Below are 17,744 nucleotides of genomic sequence, written 5' to 3' on the forward strand. Positions count from 1 at the left end.
GCCTGGGCCCTATAAGGCAATGGACAGTCTGTCTAATTACTTCGCGTACTCCACGGCCCGGCTTTCCCGCACCACCGTGACCTGCACCTGGCCGGGGTAGTTCATGTCGCGCTCGATGCGCCCGGCAATCTCGCGGGCCAGCAGGGTGGCCTTGGCGTCGGAGATGCGGTCGGGCTTCACAATCACCCGCACCTCGCGCCCGGCCTGCACCGCGAAGGCGTTGTCCACACCGGGGAACGACAGGGCGATGCGCTCGAGCTGCTCCAAGCGCTGAATGTACTCTTCCAGGCTCTCGCGGCGGGCGCCGGGACGGGCCGCGCTGATGGCGTCGGCGGCGGCGGCCAGCACCGAGTAGAGGGTCTCGCCGTTTTCCGGGTCGTGGTGGTGGGCGATGGCGTCAATTACCTCTTTGGGCTCGCCAAAGCGGGTGGCCAGGGTGATGCCAATTTCCACGTGGGTGCCCTCGATCTCGCGGTCTACCGACTTGCCCAGGTCGTGCAGCAGCCCGGCCCGGCGGCCCAGGGCGGCGTCCAGGCCCAGCTCGGCGGCCATGATGCCGGTCAGGTGGGCCACCTGCACCGAGTGCTTGAGCACGTTCTGGCCGTAGGAGGAGCGGAAGTGCAACCGGCCCAGCAACTGCACCAGGCCCGGCTTGAGGCCCACCACGCCCGCTTCCAGGGCGGCCTCCTCGCCGCGCTCGTAGATGAAGGTTTTCATCTCGTTTTTGGCCTTTTCCACCACCTCCTCGATGCGGCTGGGGTGAATGCGGCCGTCGGCCACGAGCTGCTCGAGGGCCATTTTGGCGATCTCGCGGCGCATGGGGTTGAAGCTGGAGAGCAGCACCGCCTCGGGGGTGTCGTCGATGATCAGATCTACCCCGGTAAGGGCCTCGAAGGTGCGGATATTGCGGCCCTCGCGCCCGATGATGCGGCCCTTCATGGCGTCGGAGGGGATGGGCACCACCGAGACGGCCAGGGCCGCGGCGGTCTCGGAGGCCTGGCGCTGGGCGGCCTGGGCTAAAAGCTTCTGGGCTTCGCGCTTGACCTCGAGCCGGATGCGCTCGAGGTTGGCCTTGACCCGCAGGGCTTTTTCTTCCTCCAGCTCGGCGTCCAGGCGCGACAAAAGCAGGCTCTGGGCCTCCTCCCGGCTCATCCCGGCCACCTCCTGGAGCTTGAGGTCTATCTGCCGTTCGCGCTGGGCCAGCTCGGCCTGGCGGGCCTCGAGGGCTTTCTCCAGGGCGTCCAGCTTTTCCTCCTGCTCGTCGAGCTTGGCCGCGCGGGCGTCGAGCTGCTCACCCCGCCTTGCCAGGCGCTCGGTCTCGCGCTTGAGCTCCTCCCGCTCGGCCCGGCTGGCCTGCAGGTCGGCCTGCAAACGTTCGCGCTCGGTCTGGATGGAGGCGCGCTCGCTTATGAGGGCCTCGCGCTCGGCCTGTAGGCTGGCCTGCAGGCGCTCGCGTTCCTCCCGGAGCTGCTGGCGCAGGCGCTCCTCGCCTTGCTGACGGAGGCGCTCGAGCTCGGCCTGGGCGCTTTGCCGCAGGTTTTGCACCTCGGTCTGGGCGCTCTGGCGCAGGCTCTGGGCTTCGCTGCGGGCGGCCTCGAGCAACGCCTGGGCCTGGCTCTGGGCCTGCTCGAGGGCGGTCTGGGCCTGGCGGCGGGCGGCTTCCAGGGTCTGCTGGGCCTCGCGGCGGGCGGCCTCGAGTTCGCTTTTGCTAACTTCGGTCTGGCGGTTGCTGCGCTGCAAAAGCACCACCACCACCACCGCCAGCACAATCACGATCAGGGTAAGTATCAAATCTAGGGGAGTAAAGGCCATCGGTACCTCCAAGGGTTGCATGGAGGTTCTCACAGTTTCTGATCGGCGTTTGGCTAAATACGTGTTCCAGTTTTCTCAGGCATACCCCTGCGCTGAACGGCTTTTGAAAACAGCCCGCGCACCCGGCGGGGTTGTTTTGAAAGACCCACCGCGCCCATCCTGCGGGGCACAGCGAGAACCGTAATCAGACTGGCCCAAGTCCGACGCCAAACCAGAAGTAGACCATTACCAAGCTCTACTGCGCACCACCCCCTGGCCCAAAGCGCCATTGGACGGATGCTGAGCATTTGGGTTGCCTGGCCTTTCATCCTGGGAGAACCCCACCTAACAAGCAGTCTATACCTCGGCAGCCACAGCGGAAGACTCTTCGTCCTCTCCGGAGGGTGCCAGTACCGATAGCTTACCAGCTTGGGCCAAAACTTTCTCGCGGATCTCCTGAACCAGCCGCGGCTCGCCCCTCAGAAACTCGGCGGCTTTCTCCTTGCCCTGGCCCAGCCGGGTGTCGCCATAGGAGAGCCAGGAACCCGATTTATCAATCACCTCGGTGGCGATGGCTACCGTCACCAGGTCGGCCAGGGGGTCAATGCCCTTGCCGAAGTACAGCTCAATCTCGTGCTCGCGGAAGGGCGGGGCCAGCTTGTTCTTGGTCACCTTGACCCGCACCCGGTTGCCCACTGCGTCGTTGCCCACCTTGATGGGCTGGCCCTGCTTGCGCACATCCAGCCGCACCGAGGCATAAAACTTGAGGGCCCGCCCGCCGGGGGTGGTCTCGGGGTTGCCGTACATCTGCCCCACCTTTTCCCGGATCTGGTTGATGAAGATGGCGGCGGTGTTGCTCTTGGAAAGCGCTGCCGTGAGCTTGCGCAGGGCCTGGCTCATCAGGCGGGCCTGAATGCCCACGAAGGCGTCGCCCATCTGCCCCTCGATCTCGGCCTGGGGCACCAGGGCCGCCACCGAGTCAATCACAATGACGTCTATCGCGCCGCTGCGGGTCAGAAGCTCCACGATTTCCAGGGCCTGTTCGCCGGTGTCGGGCTGGGAGACCAACAGGTCGTCAATGTTCACCCCCAGGCTTTTGGCGTAGATGGGGTCGAGGGCGTGCTCGGCGTCCACAAAAGCTGCCACCCCCCCGGCCTGCTGGGCCTGGGCGATGATGGAGAGGGCCAAGGTGGTCTTGCCACCGGACTCAGGCCCATAGATCTCGATGATCCGCCCTTTGGGAATCCCACCGATGCCCAGGGCCATATCCAGGCCCAGACTGCCGGTGGAGATGACATCTACCTGCTGCCTGGGGGCCTCGCCCAGGCGCATCACGGCCCCTTTGCCGAACTGCTTTTCGATGGACTTTAAGGCCCCTTCCAACGCTTTTTGCTTTTCTTTATCCATATACACTCCTGCTGTCAGAGACTATTTCAGAGGAAACTGCTCCAAAACCTGGTACTGCGAACCCGAACGCGCCAGCTTGGATTCCACCAAGCATACCGCTTTGGCCTGAAACCGGATATTCATCACCAACGGCCCGATGCGAGGGGCCGGGCCTTTTTTGCGGGCCAGGGTCAGGTGGGGCTTGAAGGGGGCCGCTTCAATGTCCGGCAGGGCTTGCTGCAGTCCCTGGGCGAGGGCCTCGAGCCCCTCCCCGCTGGCCTTGACGAACCAGACCCGGGGCCCGCCGGTGGGGGGAAAGTAGCCGGTACCGCCCAACGTCACCTCAAAAGCCTTGACGCAAGACGCCACCTCGCGCCCGATGCGGCGAAACTGCGGCAGGCGCTCGGGGGGCTGCTCCCCCAAAAAGAGCAGGGTGATGTGGAGCTGGTGGGGGGGGCTGGGCTTCCAGCCCCGGTAGCTGCGCACTCGAGCCTGGGCCTCGGCGAGGGCGGCCTGCACCTCGCGCGGGGGGAAGATGGCATAAAAAAGCCTCATTGCAGCTCACTCACCAGAAAAGCCAGGGCCGCGTGGGCTGCCCGCTGGCGTATCATCTCGCGGCTGGCCCCCGGCAGCCGGAAATGCCGGGAGCGAACCCCCCGGGGGCCGGCCAGGCCCACAAAGAGCGTGCCCACCGGCTGGCCCTCCAGGGGCTCGGGGCCGGCCACGCCGGTGGTGGCGAGGCCGTAGGTGGCCCCCAGCAGGCTGCGGGCTGCCACGGCCATGGCTTCGACAAAGGCCGCCGAGACCACCCCGTGCTGGGCCGCAACCTCGAGGGGGATGGGGAGCTGGGATTTGGCGAGGGGGCTGTAGGAGACCAGGCCCCCCAGGTAGCTTCTGGAAGCGCCCGGTACCCCCGTCAGGAGCGCGCCCAGCACCCCCCCGGTCATGGACTCGAGGGTAGCCAGGGTGGCTTTCTGGTCGTCCAGTCGCTGGAGGGCCAGCGCCGGGAGGGTGTCGCCGTCCTGGCCCCAGACCGCCTCGCCCAGCAGGGGCCGGATCTGCGCGGCCAGCGCTTCGACCGGGCCGGGCTCCCCCCGCACCACCACCGCCACCCCGTCCATCTTGGCGTAGGTGCCCACCTCCACCGCCCCGTTGCGCCGGAACAGATCGCCCAGCAGCTCCACGATGCGCGACTCGCCCAGGCCAAAGGTTTTGAAGGCCACCTGCCGGTAGGGTTTTGCGGGCAGCCCCAGCCTGGGCAGCAGCTCGGCCCACATCGGGCGCCACTCGGCGGGCGGGCCGGGCAAAGCGACCAGGTCTTTGTCTCCCCGGTGCACCCACCAGCCGGGCGCGGTGCCGCGGGGGTTGGCGATCCAGGTGGCCGAAGGAATCTTGAGGGCCTGTTTGCGGTTGGCCTCGGGCATCTTCCAGCCCCGATCCGCAAAAATGCCCTCCAGCCAGGCCAGCACCTGGGGGTCAATTTCCATGCGCTCGCCTAGGGCCGCTGCGATGGCCTCGCGGGTGATGTCGTCGGGGGTGGGGCCCAGCCCGCCCGAGAGCACCACCAGCCGGGCCTTCTGCCAGGCCTCGCGCACGGCCTCGGTCAGGGCCTCGAGGTGGTCGGCCACGCGCAGGGTGCGGCGGATCTCGAGGGCGTAGGGCTGGAGGCTCACGGCAATTTCGGCGGTGTTGGTATCCACCGTTTCGCCGTACAGCAGCTCATCCCCTACGCCGATTATTTCTGCTAAAAACATAATAGCTCCTATACATTACAACAACTTATTAAAAACGTCAAAGACCCGCACCTCTATCATACGGACTGGTCTCGAGGCCGCGGACGCTTTTACGGCATTGGCAGGCCCGAAACGGTGGCCGACCAGCCCTCGATGTGTACCTGGTCGCCGGGGGCCAGCTCCTTGCGCAGCAGGGCCAGGGCGATGGCCCCAAGCCGGGGCGACTCCACGGCGGTGCCCACCCGGCCGACACGCCTGCCCTCGCGGAAGATGTCGGCCCCGCTGGGGAGTTCCTTCTGACCCAGCAGGCCCATGAGCTGGTAGCGGGTGTTGCCCCGGGCCTCGAGCCGGGCCATTATTTCCTGCCCCAGGTAGCAGCCCTTCTTGTAGCTCACCCGGCCCTCCAGCCCCGCTTCCTGGGGCAGCTCACCCAGGGCCTCGGGCAGGTCGGGGATGCCGCGCTCGACCCGCCAGATGTGCCAGGCCTGGTGCCCTACCGGGCTGGCCCCGGCCTCCAGTATCGGCTGAACCAGGGTGTGCGCCTGGCTGGAGGGGGTCAGCAGCCACAGGCCGAATTCGTCGCGCGCCATTACCCATTGCGGGGTCTTCCCCAGGCCCCAGCGCGGGGGGAGGGGGGCCAGCTTTTGCGCCACCGCCTCGGCCTCCGGGCCGTGCAAGCGCAGCAACGACCAGGGCAGCGCTTCGATCTCGACCTGGTCGAAGACAATAAACTTGCGAAAGCGCTCGGCCAGGGCCCTGGCGCTGGGGGAGCTAACCCAGAAGGAGTTGCCCAGGTTGAACACCAGGCCCAGGTGCTCGATCTGGCCTCGGGCGTTCAGAAAGAGGGTCTCGAGCCAGCTATCCGGCAACATTGCGCGGATATTGGAGGTGCACTGGTTGTGCAGGAACTCGGTGCCATCGGGCCCTCTAAGCTCCAACAGACCATGGTTGGAGAAGTCCAGCAGGGCTGCGCCTTGCTGGAGGGCCTCGAGCTCGGCCTCCACATCACCGTAGTTCCACGGGATGCGAAATTCATCCTGGTCGCGCCAGCTAACCTTCAACGATTCGTGTAAGTCTTGCAGATGCACATTTTTAGTCTAAGGCCAGACCCGCTTGAGTTTCTGGAAGAGGGGTCAGGTTTTGCAACGTGCCAATAAAGGGGCGTAGCTTTCTGTGGGGTGCTCAGTTCACCTGTACCCGGTACACGAAATACCCACCCTGACCGGGCAGCAAGGCCGGGGCGCTGCCGCCACCAGGCTGTGGGGCGGTGGGTAGGGGGCAGAGCGCGGCCAGGTTCAGGCTGAGGCTGCTGGTGCTGCCCAGGTCGGGCCGTACCACCGCACCACCTGGACAGACCAGCTCCACCTCGCCGGTGCCGCCGTAGGCGTTCTGTACCAGGGTGCTGAAGAAGGGGATGGGGTCGTAGAGCACCACGTTAAAGATGGGCTGGCTGCCGATGTTCTGGTACTGGATGCGGTACTCCAGCACCTCGCCGGGGCGGCCCTGGGCGCTGGCGGCGAAAGCGGTGTTCTGGCTCACGTTGCGTACCTGCTTTTCCAGCCGCAGCTCCCCACCCCGTATAACAGTGGTGGTATCGGTCAGGCCCCGGGTTTCCTGGACGGCAGGGTTGTTGCCCCAGGCCAGGCCGGCGCTGAGGCTGGCGATATCCACCTGGCCGGCGCTCACCCCTGCGGGCACCAGTACCTGCACCTCGAGGGCACAGGCCGCCAGGCTGCCGTCCGGCTCCCGCGGCCAGCCAGAACCCACGCTAAAGCTCTGCGGCAGCCCCTGGAAGCCCTCGCCAGCGTCGTCGAAGTCGCCGTCGCAGTTCACATCGCGGCGGAGCTGGTAGCCGAACTGCGGGGTGTTGGCCAGGGCCAGACCAACCGTGCCCAGGGTGCCGGGCTTGAACTGGTGCAGGTAGCGCCCCACCCCGGGGCTGGTGGCCTGGCCCGACTGGTCGGGCCGGAAGAGCGAGTTGCGCACCACCCCAAAGTTGTGGGTAAGAATCGAGCCGGCCAGGCTGCTGGCCGAACCCAGGCTGACCACGGCGCCTGTGGAGGTGGGGCCTGTGGCATCGGCCCAGCTTCCCACCAGGGTGGCGGTGCTCCCGTTGTTCCAGCCGGTGGCCGGGCGCAGGGGGTGGGTAAGACTGACGCTGCCCCAGCCCGCGGGTACATACAGGGAATAAAACCCGCTGCCGTCGGTGCTGGCGCTGCGACTGGAAACGCCATCGCTGGCCGTGACCGTTGCACCGCCCACGCCGCGCTCCTGGCCGTCCTGCAGGGCGTTGTTGGCCGAGCCGCCGCCCTCGCCATCGTCGTAGAAGACCCGGCCCTCTACCTGTGCGCCGTGGAAGAGGCCGAAGTCCTGGTTCAGCAGGTTGCTGGCGGCCACGGTGATGGCCCGGCTTCCACCGGTTGGGCTAATAAAAAGCCAGCCAGCGGGGGGGGTTGGGGTGGTGTCGGCGGTGCTGTTGTTGTTGTCCAGCACCAGGCTGTAGCTGCCGGGGGCCACCCCGCTAAAGCTGTAGGCGCCGGTTCCGGGGCTCACGGTCTGGACGGCCAGAACCGTGCTGCCCAGCACCAGCTTGACGTAGACCGTCGTCCCGCTGCTCCAGTCCTCGCTGTTCCTGGCCCCGTTGGGCTCCTGGTCGTGGTAGACCTGGCCGCTCACGTTGACGCCTATCACGTTCAGCGTTGCGCTGGCCGGGCTCTGGTTGCTGCCGTGGTTGGTCTGGAGGGCGCCAGCGGCCAGGGTGTTGGTGTAGCTGCCCGGTGTGCTGGCGGTGACGCTCGCGCTTACAGTGCAGCTCCCGTTGGCCGGTATCTGGGCCCCGGCGGCCAGGGTTACGCTGCTGTTACCGGGGGTGGCGCTCACGCTGCCGCCGGTGCAGGTGGTGCTGGCGTTGGCCGGGCTGGCTACCACCACCCCAGCGGGCAGGTTATCCACCAGGGCCGCGCTCAGGGTGGCGGGGGTGGGGTTGGGGTTGGTAAGGGTGATGCTGAGGGTGCTGGTGCCGCCCGTAGGGATGCTGGCCGGGGAGAAGGCTTTGCTAAGGGAAGGCGGGCTGGAAACCTGGCTATTGGCCGAGACCTCGGCCGTCTGGCTGAAGCTGGTGCCCAGGGTCTGGCTGTTGTAGTTGATCTGGGCGGTGTTGATGATGGTTTGCCCGCCGGCGCTGGGCAGCACCTGTACCCGGAAGCGTACGCTGGCACCCTGACTCGGCAGGATGAGCCCGCCGCTCGAGGCGTTGGCCCCGGTGCCCAGGCGGAAAACCACCCGGTTGTTGGCGCTATCAAACTCGGCGATGTCGTCGCCGGCGGCATCGGTAAAGGTGCCGGTGGGGGCACCGACGGCGTTGGTGAGCACCTGCAAACTCCCCGGCACGTACTGGGTGCCGGCAGGGATGGGGTCGCGCACGACCACATTGGTGGCCCCATCCCCCCCAGTGTTGGAAAAACTCAGGGTGTACTCGAGGATATCGCCCGGCAGCAGGTTTCCCCCGTTGATGTCCTGTCCGGTTTTCGTGAAGGTAGTAGTAAGGTCGGGCACGAACACGTTGACGGCGAAGCTCAGCACCCCTGGTAGGTAAGCGTCCCCGGTGCTAACAAAACTTACGGTGGCAGAGGTTTGGTTGTTGCCGAGCAGCCCTGTGCTCTGAGTCCGATCCAGGTCGAAGCCGAGCTGGTCAATGTAGTTGGGGTTTTTCCCGCTAGCGTGAACACCCAGATCGCTGATGGTGGAGTTGAAGAAGTTGGTTGCAGGATTGTTTGCATCGGAGACATCCGCTCCATTCAAACGCAAACGGTCGCCCGTAATACCCCGGTCGCCCTCGTAAGCCAGAGCACCCAGCCGTGTGGTCACTGTGCCGATGGCAGGGGTCAAAAAACCGGAAACGGTTATATTGACGGTAGTGGTACCGCTGATGTTTGCAAACCCGTCAAAGACATTTAGGTGGCGTAGAGGCTCGCTACTGTGTTGGTAAACCACCACCAGACCCCATCCGGCATAGCGGTCGGAGTTGTTGGGGGAGCCCTGGACGTTGGCTACCCAGTAGGTGCCTGCACCGCCAGCTTGTACGAGTGCGGTCACCTCCACGAACCCTTGGTAGCGTACTCTATTTGGCGCCACGGTGAAGGAGTCGGTCTGGCTGGCGGTAAGGGTGGTATAAGTGGGAAGGGCTGGGGTGCGGAAGCGCACGGTGTTGGGGCTAGGTAGGCTGGGTGCTTCGGCGCCCCAGTAAAGGCCCGCCCAGAGTATGTTTGCCCCGCTGGGCAGCGTTAGATTGGCGCTGGAGGAGTTGAAGGTGCTGGGGTCGCTGTCGGCGTCCACGTAAATCATGGTGAAGTTGTTGTTGTAAAGCGATCCAGATCCATTTCGTGTGTTGACGCACTGGCTGCCGTTGGTACCGCTGGTGGAGCAGGTCATCAGGGTGTTGCCGATGAGCAGGATGTCGCCCTGGGTGTTGGTGCTGTAGCGGCTGGTAAAGTTACGCACCACCTGGGCCTGGGCCAGGCTCAGTGAAAGCATCAGGAAAAGGAGCAAAGTGCGTTTCATCGGCTACCTCCCAGGAAGTCGAGGCGCAGGTAGAAGCCGGGGGCGGTGTCGGGGGTGAGGCCGGTGAAGCCGCCGAAGGTGTAGCCCGCGTTGAGCCACAGGCCCTCTACGACCCGGAAGCTGGCCTCGAGCGAGAAAGCAGTAGCGCTGGTCTGGGTGCCCGGCTGGAACTGGTAGTAGAGAGCGGCCCCCAGGCCCAGCCAGTCGGTGAAGTAGTGGTTGCCGCCCAGGCCGAGCTGGTAGGTGTGGCCGGCGGGGTCGTCGAGCTTGAGGCGGTAGGCGCTGCTGGGGCGGAGCTGGAGGCTTGGGCTGGGGTGGTAGCTGGCGGCCAGGGCCCCCTCGAGGACAAGCTCACCCACGTTGCTCAGGCGGTGGTAGGTGAGCAGCGAGGCCTCGCGCCCGCGCAGGGCGTAGGCCAGGGTAAAGCGGCCCTCCGGGGTGGGTACCACCTGGTAGCTGGCATCCAGCGAGAGGGTCTGCTGCTCGTCGAGCTGCCCGCTGGCCCCGGCCCGCAACACCACCTTGGGCTGCCCGGCGCTCCAGGCGGTCTCGCCCCCCAGGGTGGCGGTGAAGCCCTGGGCCTGGTAGCGCAAGGCCAGGCCAAAGGCACTCTGGTCGGCGCCGGTGGCAAGGCTGCGCTCGTAGCCGGCGCTGGCGTTCAGGCTCCAGTTCTCGGACAGGGGGAGCGGGGCTTCCAGGCCAAAGCGGGCCCGGTTGCCCTCGCCCGCCGCGCCCGGCAGTTGGTAGGCCAGCGAGAGGTTGGCCCCGGCCAGTTTTTGCTTGAGGCCCACCACGCCGCTGAAGCCCAGGCCCCAGGTCTGCACCAGGTCGGCCTCGGCGGTGAGGTTGGCATCGAAGGCGTAGCTGCTGCGGAGGCGGGTGGAGGCGCTCTGGCTCAGGCTGAAGGGCTGGGCGTGGGTCAGCTCGGTGTTGAGCGGGCCGCTCCTGAAGCCCAGCCGCCCCAGGCCGGCCCAGGCCGCTTCCTCCCAGGTGTAGCCCAGCCCACCCCCCACCGAGAAGCTGGGGGAGAGGCGGCGGGTGTAGAGCAGGCCGGTGCGGTTGTTGTTGTCGGTCTGGTGCTCGAGGCTGAGGCGGTCGGCCTCGCTCAGGCTGTAGGCCACCTGGGCCTGGCCCTGCAGCCTGCCTTCGTAGGCCAGGTTGGCGTTCGACTCGAGGGGGCCGTTTTTGCCAGAGACCTCGAGGCCGTAGCGCTCGGCGCTGCCCCGGCTGTAGCTCACTTTTACGCCAAAACCGGGTAGCTGGTAGGCGGCCTCGGCCCCGTAGCGCCAGCCCTGGGTGGGCAGGTAGGCCGCCCCCAGGCCAAGGCTAAAGTCGCCGGCTTTCCAGCGAACCCCGGCCCCGTAACCCAGTGCGCGGTGGCCGCCCTGGGGGGCGTAGGTGACCTCGAGCAGAACCGGCTGGAAGTCGGGGTCGCTGGGCCAGAGCGGACGGCTCAGGGTGAGGAAGCCGGTATCGGCGTCCAGCACGTAGTCTTTGAGGCGCTCGAGGCGGCTCTGGCTGGAACCTATCCAGAGCACCACCTGCTCGCTGCCGGGCTCGGCCGGGCTGGACAGCCGGTAGTAGCGGGTGCCATCGGGTACGATGCGCTCGCTGCGGCTGCCGGCGGGCAGATACCCCACGAAGCCCTGCAGGGCCAGCTCGCCACCCGGTGCACCGGCGGAGCCCGTCCCGAGAGGGGATTGTCCGCCCGGTGCACTGGCGGAGCCAGTCCCGAGAGGGGATCGTCCGCGGGTTTCCAGGCGCAGAGCGGTGCCCTGGGGCAGCCCGTCCAGGCCAAACACCCCCAGCTTGTCGGCATAGTAGCCCAGGCTGAAGGCCTCCTGGTCGTAGCGCAGAGCAAAAGGCTCGTCCGAGCGCAGGGGCAGGCTGGCCTCCTGGCCGCTGCCGGTGAGGGGGAAGCGCCCGGTGGGGTCGGGCTGGTCGCGCAGGCCGGTTTGCAGCCGGGGCTGGCCCGCCTCAAAGCGCAGCGAGCCGTCCAGCGCGCCTTGCAGGAGGCCTGGGCCCAGGGGGCTTTCCAGATAGCCCCGGCCCAGTCCGAACACCTCAAGGCTATCCCCAAGGCGCACCCCCAGGCTCCCCTGAAGCTGCCACAGGGTGTTCTGGCGGCCCAGCACGAAGAACTCGGCCTGTTCTTGCAGCTCCCCGGTCGCCAGCCGCAGGCGCAGGGTGGTGGGGGTGGCGGTGGGCTTCAGGCGCAGCCGGGCCACCCCGTCCTTTAGCAGCACCTGGTACCCCGAGAGCAGCGGGAAGGCGTCCTCCTCCAGGGGCTCCTGGGAGGCTTCCACGTTGAGGGGGCCGAAGCCCGAGGCCAGGCCCAGCGCGTCCACGGCCCGCACCTCCAGCTCCAGCGGGGTGCGGCCATCGGCCAGCAGGCGCAGGGGGCGCACCTCCAGCCGCACGGGGCTACCGGCCAGGAAGACCTCTACCCGATCCGAGCCCAGAGGGGTTTGTACCTCGATCAGGTTGCGGCCCGGCTGAAGCGGCAGGCCGTAGTACTCCAGGCGCTGGAGGCCGAGGGCGCTGTCGTAGGTGGCCTGGCCCAGGAACTTAGAGTCTATGGGGGTTCCGTTCACGCTCAGGCGGGTCTCGAGGCCGTTGGGGGTTTGCAGCACCACCCGGGCTTTATCGCTGCGGAACACGCTGCCGGGCAGGGGCTCCTGGATGAAGCCGTCGCGGGTTTTAACCACGATGGGCTGGGCTTTTTCCAGGTCGGCCAGGCGCTGCTGGCCCTGCAGGTAGACCTCCCGGTCGCCTACCTGCGCGGTCAGGGTGGCTTCGGGTATGGGGCCCAGGGCCTCGCGGTGGCGGAGCTGGTAGGTGAGCTGGCCCTGGCGCTGGTAGGGCAGCTCGAAGTAGAGGCGGCCCTTCTCGTCCTGGCGGGGGTCGGGGATGGGGCGGCCGTCCAGCCGGGCCGAACCGGGCTCATAGGCGCTCTGGGCGGGGGGCTGGTGGGTGAGCAGCAGGCGCTCGAAGGGGGCGCTGCCCTCCACCTCAAAGTCCAGGGTGACGGTGGAAAGCCGCCGGGGCTCGAGGATGGGCAGGGCCAGCAGGGTGGCCCTGGCCGGGAGGGAGGCCGGGGTGCTGCCCACAAAGGCCGTGACCTGGTTGTCGAGCGGGCCAACCCGTTCGGCCCGGGCCTCCAGCTCCAGCTCGCGCACCTCGCCGGGCTGTAGGGTAAATTCCAGGCTTTCCGGCAGGGTCATCCGCAGGCCCTCGGCGGGCGACTCCTGCAGGCGCAGGCTGAGCGGGTGATCGGTGGGGTTGCCGAGCCGGATGGTGAAGCGAGCCTGGCCGCCCACCAGCGCCCGGCCCGGCTCGACGGTTTTCTCGAGCTGCACCAGCACCCGCTGGAGGGTGTCGGGCGCGCTGGGGTTGCCGCCGTTGGAGGAAAGTTGCGCCAGGAACGGGCCCTCGGCCGCCGGGCCAAAGCGCACCCGGGCGGTGTAGGAGTGGGTGGCGCTGGCCCCGGGGGCCAGTTCGCCGCTAAAGACCGGGGTCTGCGCCACCTCCAGCCACTCGGGGTGGCTGTCGCGCAGCTCGTAGTTTAGGGGGGCCTGGCCGGCGTTGCGCACCACCAGGCGCACCTCCACTTCCTCCCCCGGCACCACCCGGCGCTTGTCCTGCGTGCGCGAGAGCTCGGCTACCGGGCGCAGCACCCGCACCTCGGCCTGGGCTTCGCGGAGGGGTTGATTGCTTTCGCTGAGCAGGCGGGCGGTATTGACCACCACCGCAGGGGCCTCGGCGGTTACGCGGGCGCGCACCTCGAGCACGCGTTCGGCCCCGGCTGGAAGCTCGAGCACCTCGTCGAGGTTGGGGCCTTGCAGTCCGCTGGGCAGGCTGTCCTGGAGGCGCACCCGGCCCGCCTCGTCGCCGGTGTTCTGCACCCGCAGGCGGTACACCACCGTACCGCCCACCGGGGCCGTGGGCGATAGGGCCTCCTTCTGCAGGGTGAAGGTGGCCGGCTGGATGATTCTCAGTTGGGCGCTGGTTTTCTGCCCCCAGGGGCCCAGGGTGGCGCCAACCTGGGGCTCGCTCTTGCACAGGGCTTTTGCCCGCACCTGCAGCACGGCCTCCCGGCCCTGGGCGATGGGGGCCACCAGGCGGGGGGCCTCGAGGGCTTCCAGGCAGGGGGGCAGTTCAAGCTCGAGGTCGGCGGGCAGCAGGCGCGGGAAGGCGGTGCGGGCCCGGGCGGTTAGAAGGGTTTCTTCCCCTACGCGTAGGGTGGTGGGGGTTGCTTCCAGGCTCAGCCGAACCTCCGGATAAACCCGGAAGCGCACCTTCTGGGCCTGGCCGCCCTCCAGGGTGACGGCCTGGGGCCCCTCGATCCGGGCCCCGTCCAGTTGGGGCGCGAGGGGGTAGGTGCCCGGCGCCAGGCTCAGGCGGGCCCGGCCCTGCTCCAGCACCACGGGCTGGCCGTTCACCGCCAGCGGCAGGTCGAAGGGCTGCTCGTCTTCTGGCAGCACCAGTACCGCCTCGATTTCCAGGGTGGACGCGGGCGCGGCGGCGGGAATTGTCGCAGCCGGGGCTGGTTTTTCCACCACATAGCGCACCAGGCCACCTGCACAGCCGAAGCGGGCGGTCTGAGCATCCAGGGCCTCCCCGCCTTCCACCTCCATCCGCACCAGGCGGTAGCCTTCGGGCAGGGCCGGCAGCCGAAGGATGCGAATTTTGTCGCCCTCCACGGCAGGGGTGATATCGAGCGGCTGGCCGCTGCTGTCCTGCACCAAGGCCTGCACCGGGCGTGGGGGCACCACCCGGAAGGCCGTTGGCTCCACCTCCATACAGGCGTCCACCCGGAAGCCGATGGTGTTGGAGTACTGGGTGGCGGCCGTGGGCTGGCGGAAGCCGAAGGTAATCAGGCCGGACTGTTGAATCTCGTAGTAGGCCCAGCTCCGGTCGCCGGAGACGGGGCGGCGCTCCTGGGTTCCGTCGGGCAGGCGCACCCGGCCCTCCATCTCCTTCTCGCCGTCCTCGTCGTAGAAGCCCACGCGCAAGGGCAGCACCTCGGGGCTCACCTTGAGCACGAAGGGCTCGAGCCAGTCCTGCCCCCGGATGGTGGCCACCGAAAGCGGGTTCACTGCCTGAAAAGGCCGCACGTCGTAGAGCTGTAGGGTGGGGTCAATGAGCAGCTCGGCGGCCTCCGGCACGCTGGTCTGGATGCGGTAGCGGAAGGCGTTTTTGCCCAGCCCGGCCAGGCGGCTCTTGAGCAGGTATACCCCCGGCTCCACCGGTCCCCGGAAGAACAGCACCCAGCGGTGCGGCTCCACGCTAAAGTTCTCCTGGGCCAGCACTTTTCCATCCCGAATCAGCACAAACTCGGCCAGTATCTGACCTTGTCCTTTGTCATAGCGCTCGTCACCCAGCTCTTCCTGGCCCTTCAAGGCCCGGCGGTAGTCGGTGGGGTCGAAGCCAGGGGAGTAGATCTGAAGGTTCAGGATGGTGGGTTTGCTGACCACCACGCTGGCCCGCAGCTCCTGGATTTCCCAGCCCAGCGCGTCCCCCGGCGCGACGCCCTTGAGGTCGGTGCGGGCCTGGCCCAGCGCCACCGAAGCAAACAGAAAGAAAAGCCAGAAAAGCCCGCGATGGATGCCCGCTAGGGTGTCTTGGGTTCTTCCAAACATCACGGATACCTCCAGCGCACCTGCGGATCGGTCAGGTGAGGGGCTAAGGGGCCGTCCAGGTCGTAGGTCAGGGTCTGCCGGCCCTGGAATTGGGCAAACTGGAAGACCCGCTCACCGCCGCCGGGGAGGGGGTCGGTGAGGGTCAGGTCGTTGAGGGACTCGGCGGATTCCAGTACCAGTACCACCCGGAAGCCCTCCGGCAGCGGAAGCAGTTGCTTGCTGAGCCGCAGGGGGCCAAACTCCAGCACGGTCTGGCGCTGGGCGCGGGCCAGGCCTGCGGGGCGCTCGAGGGGGAAGTCGCTCACGGTCAGGCCCTCCACCCGCACCCGGTGGCGGTAGCCCGCTCCCTGGGCCTCGGGGTGGGGGAGGGGCGGGAAGGGGGCCGAGGCCGGCTCGAGCATCACCTCCCACACCCCGCCCGTCAGGTTGCGGAAGCTGTAGCGGCCTTCGGCATCGGTCAGGGCCTGCCAGCCGTTGCCGAGGACGACCCGGGCCCCCGGCAGCGGCACATCCAGGCCGGCGGTGTACAGGCCGTCGCGGTTGGTATCCAGAAAGACCCGGCCCAAGAGCAGATGGGGTGCAGCCAGCGCACCCGGCTCGACCTGTACCGCAGCCGAGGCCACCGCGCTGGCTACCGCAGTTCCGCCTGCACTATCCCCGGTGGCCTGCACGGTGTTTTTCAGCTCACTGCCGGCCCCCGCCAGCACCCGCATGCGGTAGCGAACCTCCACCCGAGCCCCCGGGGCCAGGGTAAGGTTTTCCCAGACCAGGCGGCCGTTTTGCCGAACGGGTTCTGCGGGGCTGGCGCTACCGGCCTGGTATTGCAGGTGGGGGTCGGGGGTGTCCTCGAGGCGCACCGTGAGGGGAACCTGCCCCACATTGACCGCGGTCAGGGTGTAGGTGAGCAGGTCACCCACCCTCACCTTTCTGGGCTCCACCCGCTTTTCCAGAAGCAGGGCCGCCGCCTGCACCCGCAAGGTGACGCTGTTGGATACCAGGGGGTTGCCAATTTCGGGGGAGCGCAGGCTAAAGCGGTTCACGATGGTCGCATTGTCGGGCGCAGCGGCGCTGACCCGCACCCGCAGGCGCAGGGTGAGGGTGCTCTGGGCCGCCAGTGTCAGGTTCCAGTGCACGGTGCGGGTTCCGGGGTCGAAGACCCCCCCATCGGAGGCCGAGAGGAACTCGAGGTGGCTGTCCAGCACATCTTCAACCTGCACGTTGGGTACTGCGAAAGGCAAGGGATTCTCGACCTGCAGGCTATATTCCACCCCCTGCCCAGGACTCACGGCGGGCCCGCTTGAGCTGCTTTTGAACAGGACAATCTGAGAGAGATCCCAGACCCGCGCGACGCGATCCACGGTGGGGTCGGTGTTGCCGGTGCTTCCGGAGCGGGCCAGCAGCCTGAACTCAAAAGCAGGTGTACCGGCGGGCAGGGCCGATATACAGGCCTGGAAGTCCAGGGTGTTTCCCGGAGCCAGCGTGATGGGGGTGGACAGGCCGCCTCCGCTCATGGTGCGGTAGGTCAGGTTCACGCCGCTGGGCAGCCCAAGGGCTTCCAGGGTGTAGGTGTCGGGGGCGTTGCCGCTGTTGAGCAGGGTATGGCGAAAGCAGTAGGGCTGCCCGGCCAGCGCCTCGGCCTCCTGCCGATCGGCGGTGCCTGCGGCCTGTGGGTTGCCGATGGGCCCCAGGGCGTGGGCGTACTCGGCGGCAACTTGCAACGAAACCTGGGTCTGGGCGCTGCTCTCGCTGGAGGTGGCACGGGCCAGGTTAATCCGCTCGCCCGGTGCGGCATCGGCTTCCACCTGCATACGGAAGCTAAAGACCGCCTCCTCCCCCACCTCGAGGCCGTCCAGCACCAGCCGGAGGCCGCGCACGCTGGCGGGCTCGAGGCTGCTCCAGTTGGCCCCGTCGAAGTACTCCAGGCGGCCTTTGGCTGCACTGGCAGAGCCAGCCAGATACACCAGGCCACTCAGCTCGGGTATATCCAGCCGATCCTCTACGTAGATTGACCCGGCGGCCCGCGCACTGCCCAGGTTCTGTACCCGTAGGGTGAAACCCACGGCCTGGTTTTGGCGAACCGGGTTCGCATCCACCGACTTAACCAGGCTCAAAGCCGGCCCGGTGCCGATGCGAATCGAGCTAAAGTTGTTCTCATCGCGGGTACCGTCGGGGCAGGCGGCCACGGGGCTAATCAGCAGCTCATCACTGGCCGAAGGCGGGGTTTGCACGGCCATAATCAGGCGAGCTTCCTGTCCCATATCCAGACGGAGGCTGTTCACCTCCGGTTCACCGGGGTCAAGCTGGGCGTTGGCGTTGGCATCCAGATAAAAACGTACGGCGCTGGGCGTCCAGGAAGCCCCGTTCTGTAGCCAGCTTAGGCTGAACGAAAAACTTTGGTTGCCAAGGTTTTGCAGGCGATAAGCAAAATAGGCGGTTCCGCTGGCCGGGGTGGTGGTGCGCTGGCCGGGGCTGACAAGGCTCCCATTGGGGGTCATGGCCGGAACGCACACTGCCTGTACCAGGGTTTCTACTTCGTTGGATAAATACACCTGACCGTTGACAATCGCCGCAGCCTGGTTGCGAATTACCGTTCCGGCGGGCGCGGCCCAGGCTATACTCATCCAAAACAGCA

General features: G+C 67.3%; 8 protein-coding genes. All 8 read right to left on the bottom strand.

Features of this window, described 5'->3' with window-relative positions:
• Nucleotides 1-36: 36 nt before the first annotated feature.
• Nucleotides 37-1,812, bottom strand: a complete 1,776-nt coding sequence (gene rny / locus Q0X18_RS02145) for a ribonuclease Y (protein WP_297557908.1) — start codon at nt 1,810-1,812, stop codon at nt 37-39.
• Nucleotides 1,813-2,148: 336 nt separating this feature from the next.
• Nucleotides 2,149-3,198, bottom strand: coding sequence for a recombinase RecA (gene recA, locus Q0X18_RS02150; RefSeq protein ID WP_297557910.1), 1,050 nt, complete (start codon nt 3,196-3,198; stop codon nt 2,149-2,151).
• A gap of 21 nt (nt 3,199-3,219) precedes the next feature.
• Entirely contained in the window at nt 3,220-3,732 is a 513-nt protein-coding gene (thpR, locus tag Q0X18_RS02155) for an RNA 2',3'-cyclic phosphodiesterase (RefSeq protein ID WP_297557912.1), read from the bottom strand.
• The gene (locus Q0X18_RS02160) at nt 3,729-4,931 is read right to left on the bottom strand and encodes a CinA family nicotinamide mononucleotide deamidase-related protein (RefSeq protein WP_297557915.1); all 1,203 of its coding nucleotides are present in this window, start codon (nt 4,929-4,931) and stop codon (nt 3,729-3,731) included. The genes thpR and Q0X18_RS02160 overlap by 4 nt, the downstream gene beginning before the upstream one ends.
• 89 nt (nt 4,932-5,020) lie before the next feature.
• On the bottom strand, nt 5,021-5,998 hold the full coding sequence (locus tag Q0X18_RS02165; RefSeq protein ID WP_297557918.1) for a folate-binding protein YgfZ: 978 nt from the start codon (nt 5,996-5,998) through the stop codon (nt 5,021-5,023).
• Nucleotides 5,999-6,092: 94 nt separating this feature from the next.
• Complete coding sequence (locus Q0X18_RS02170; RefSeq protein ID WP_297557920.1) at nt 6,093-9,470, bottom strand: hypothetical protein; 3,378 nt, start codon at nt 9,468-9,470, stop codon at nt 6,093-6,095.
• Nucleotides 9,467-15,112, bottom strand: a complete 5,646-nt coding sequence (locus Q0X18_RS02175) for a hypothetical protein (protein ID WP_297557922.1) — start codon at nt 15,110-15,112, stop codon at nt 9,467-9,469. Before Q0X18_RS02175 ends, Q0X18_RS02170 begins: the two co-directional genes overlap by 4 nt.
• Nucleotides 15,112-17,733 carry a hypothetical protein gene (locus tag Q0X18_RS02180; RefSeq protein WP_297557928.1) on the bottom strand — a complete coding sequence of 874 codons (2,622 nt, stop codon included), beginning with the start codon at nt 17,731-17,733 and terminating at the stop codon, nt 15,112-15,114. Before Q0X18_RS02180 ends, Q0X18_RS02175 begins: the two co-directional genes overlap by 1 nt.
• Between the last annotated feature and the right edge of the window lie 11 nt (nt 17,734-17,744).

It is taken from the genome of Meiothermus sp. (assembly GCF_026004075.1).
Taxonomy (GTDB): Bacteria; Deinococcota; Deinococci; order Deinococcales; family Thermaceae; genus Meiothermus.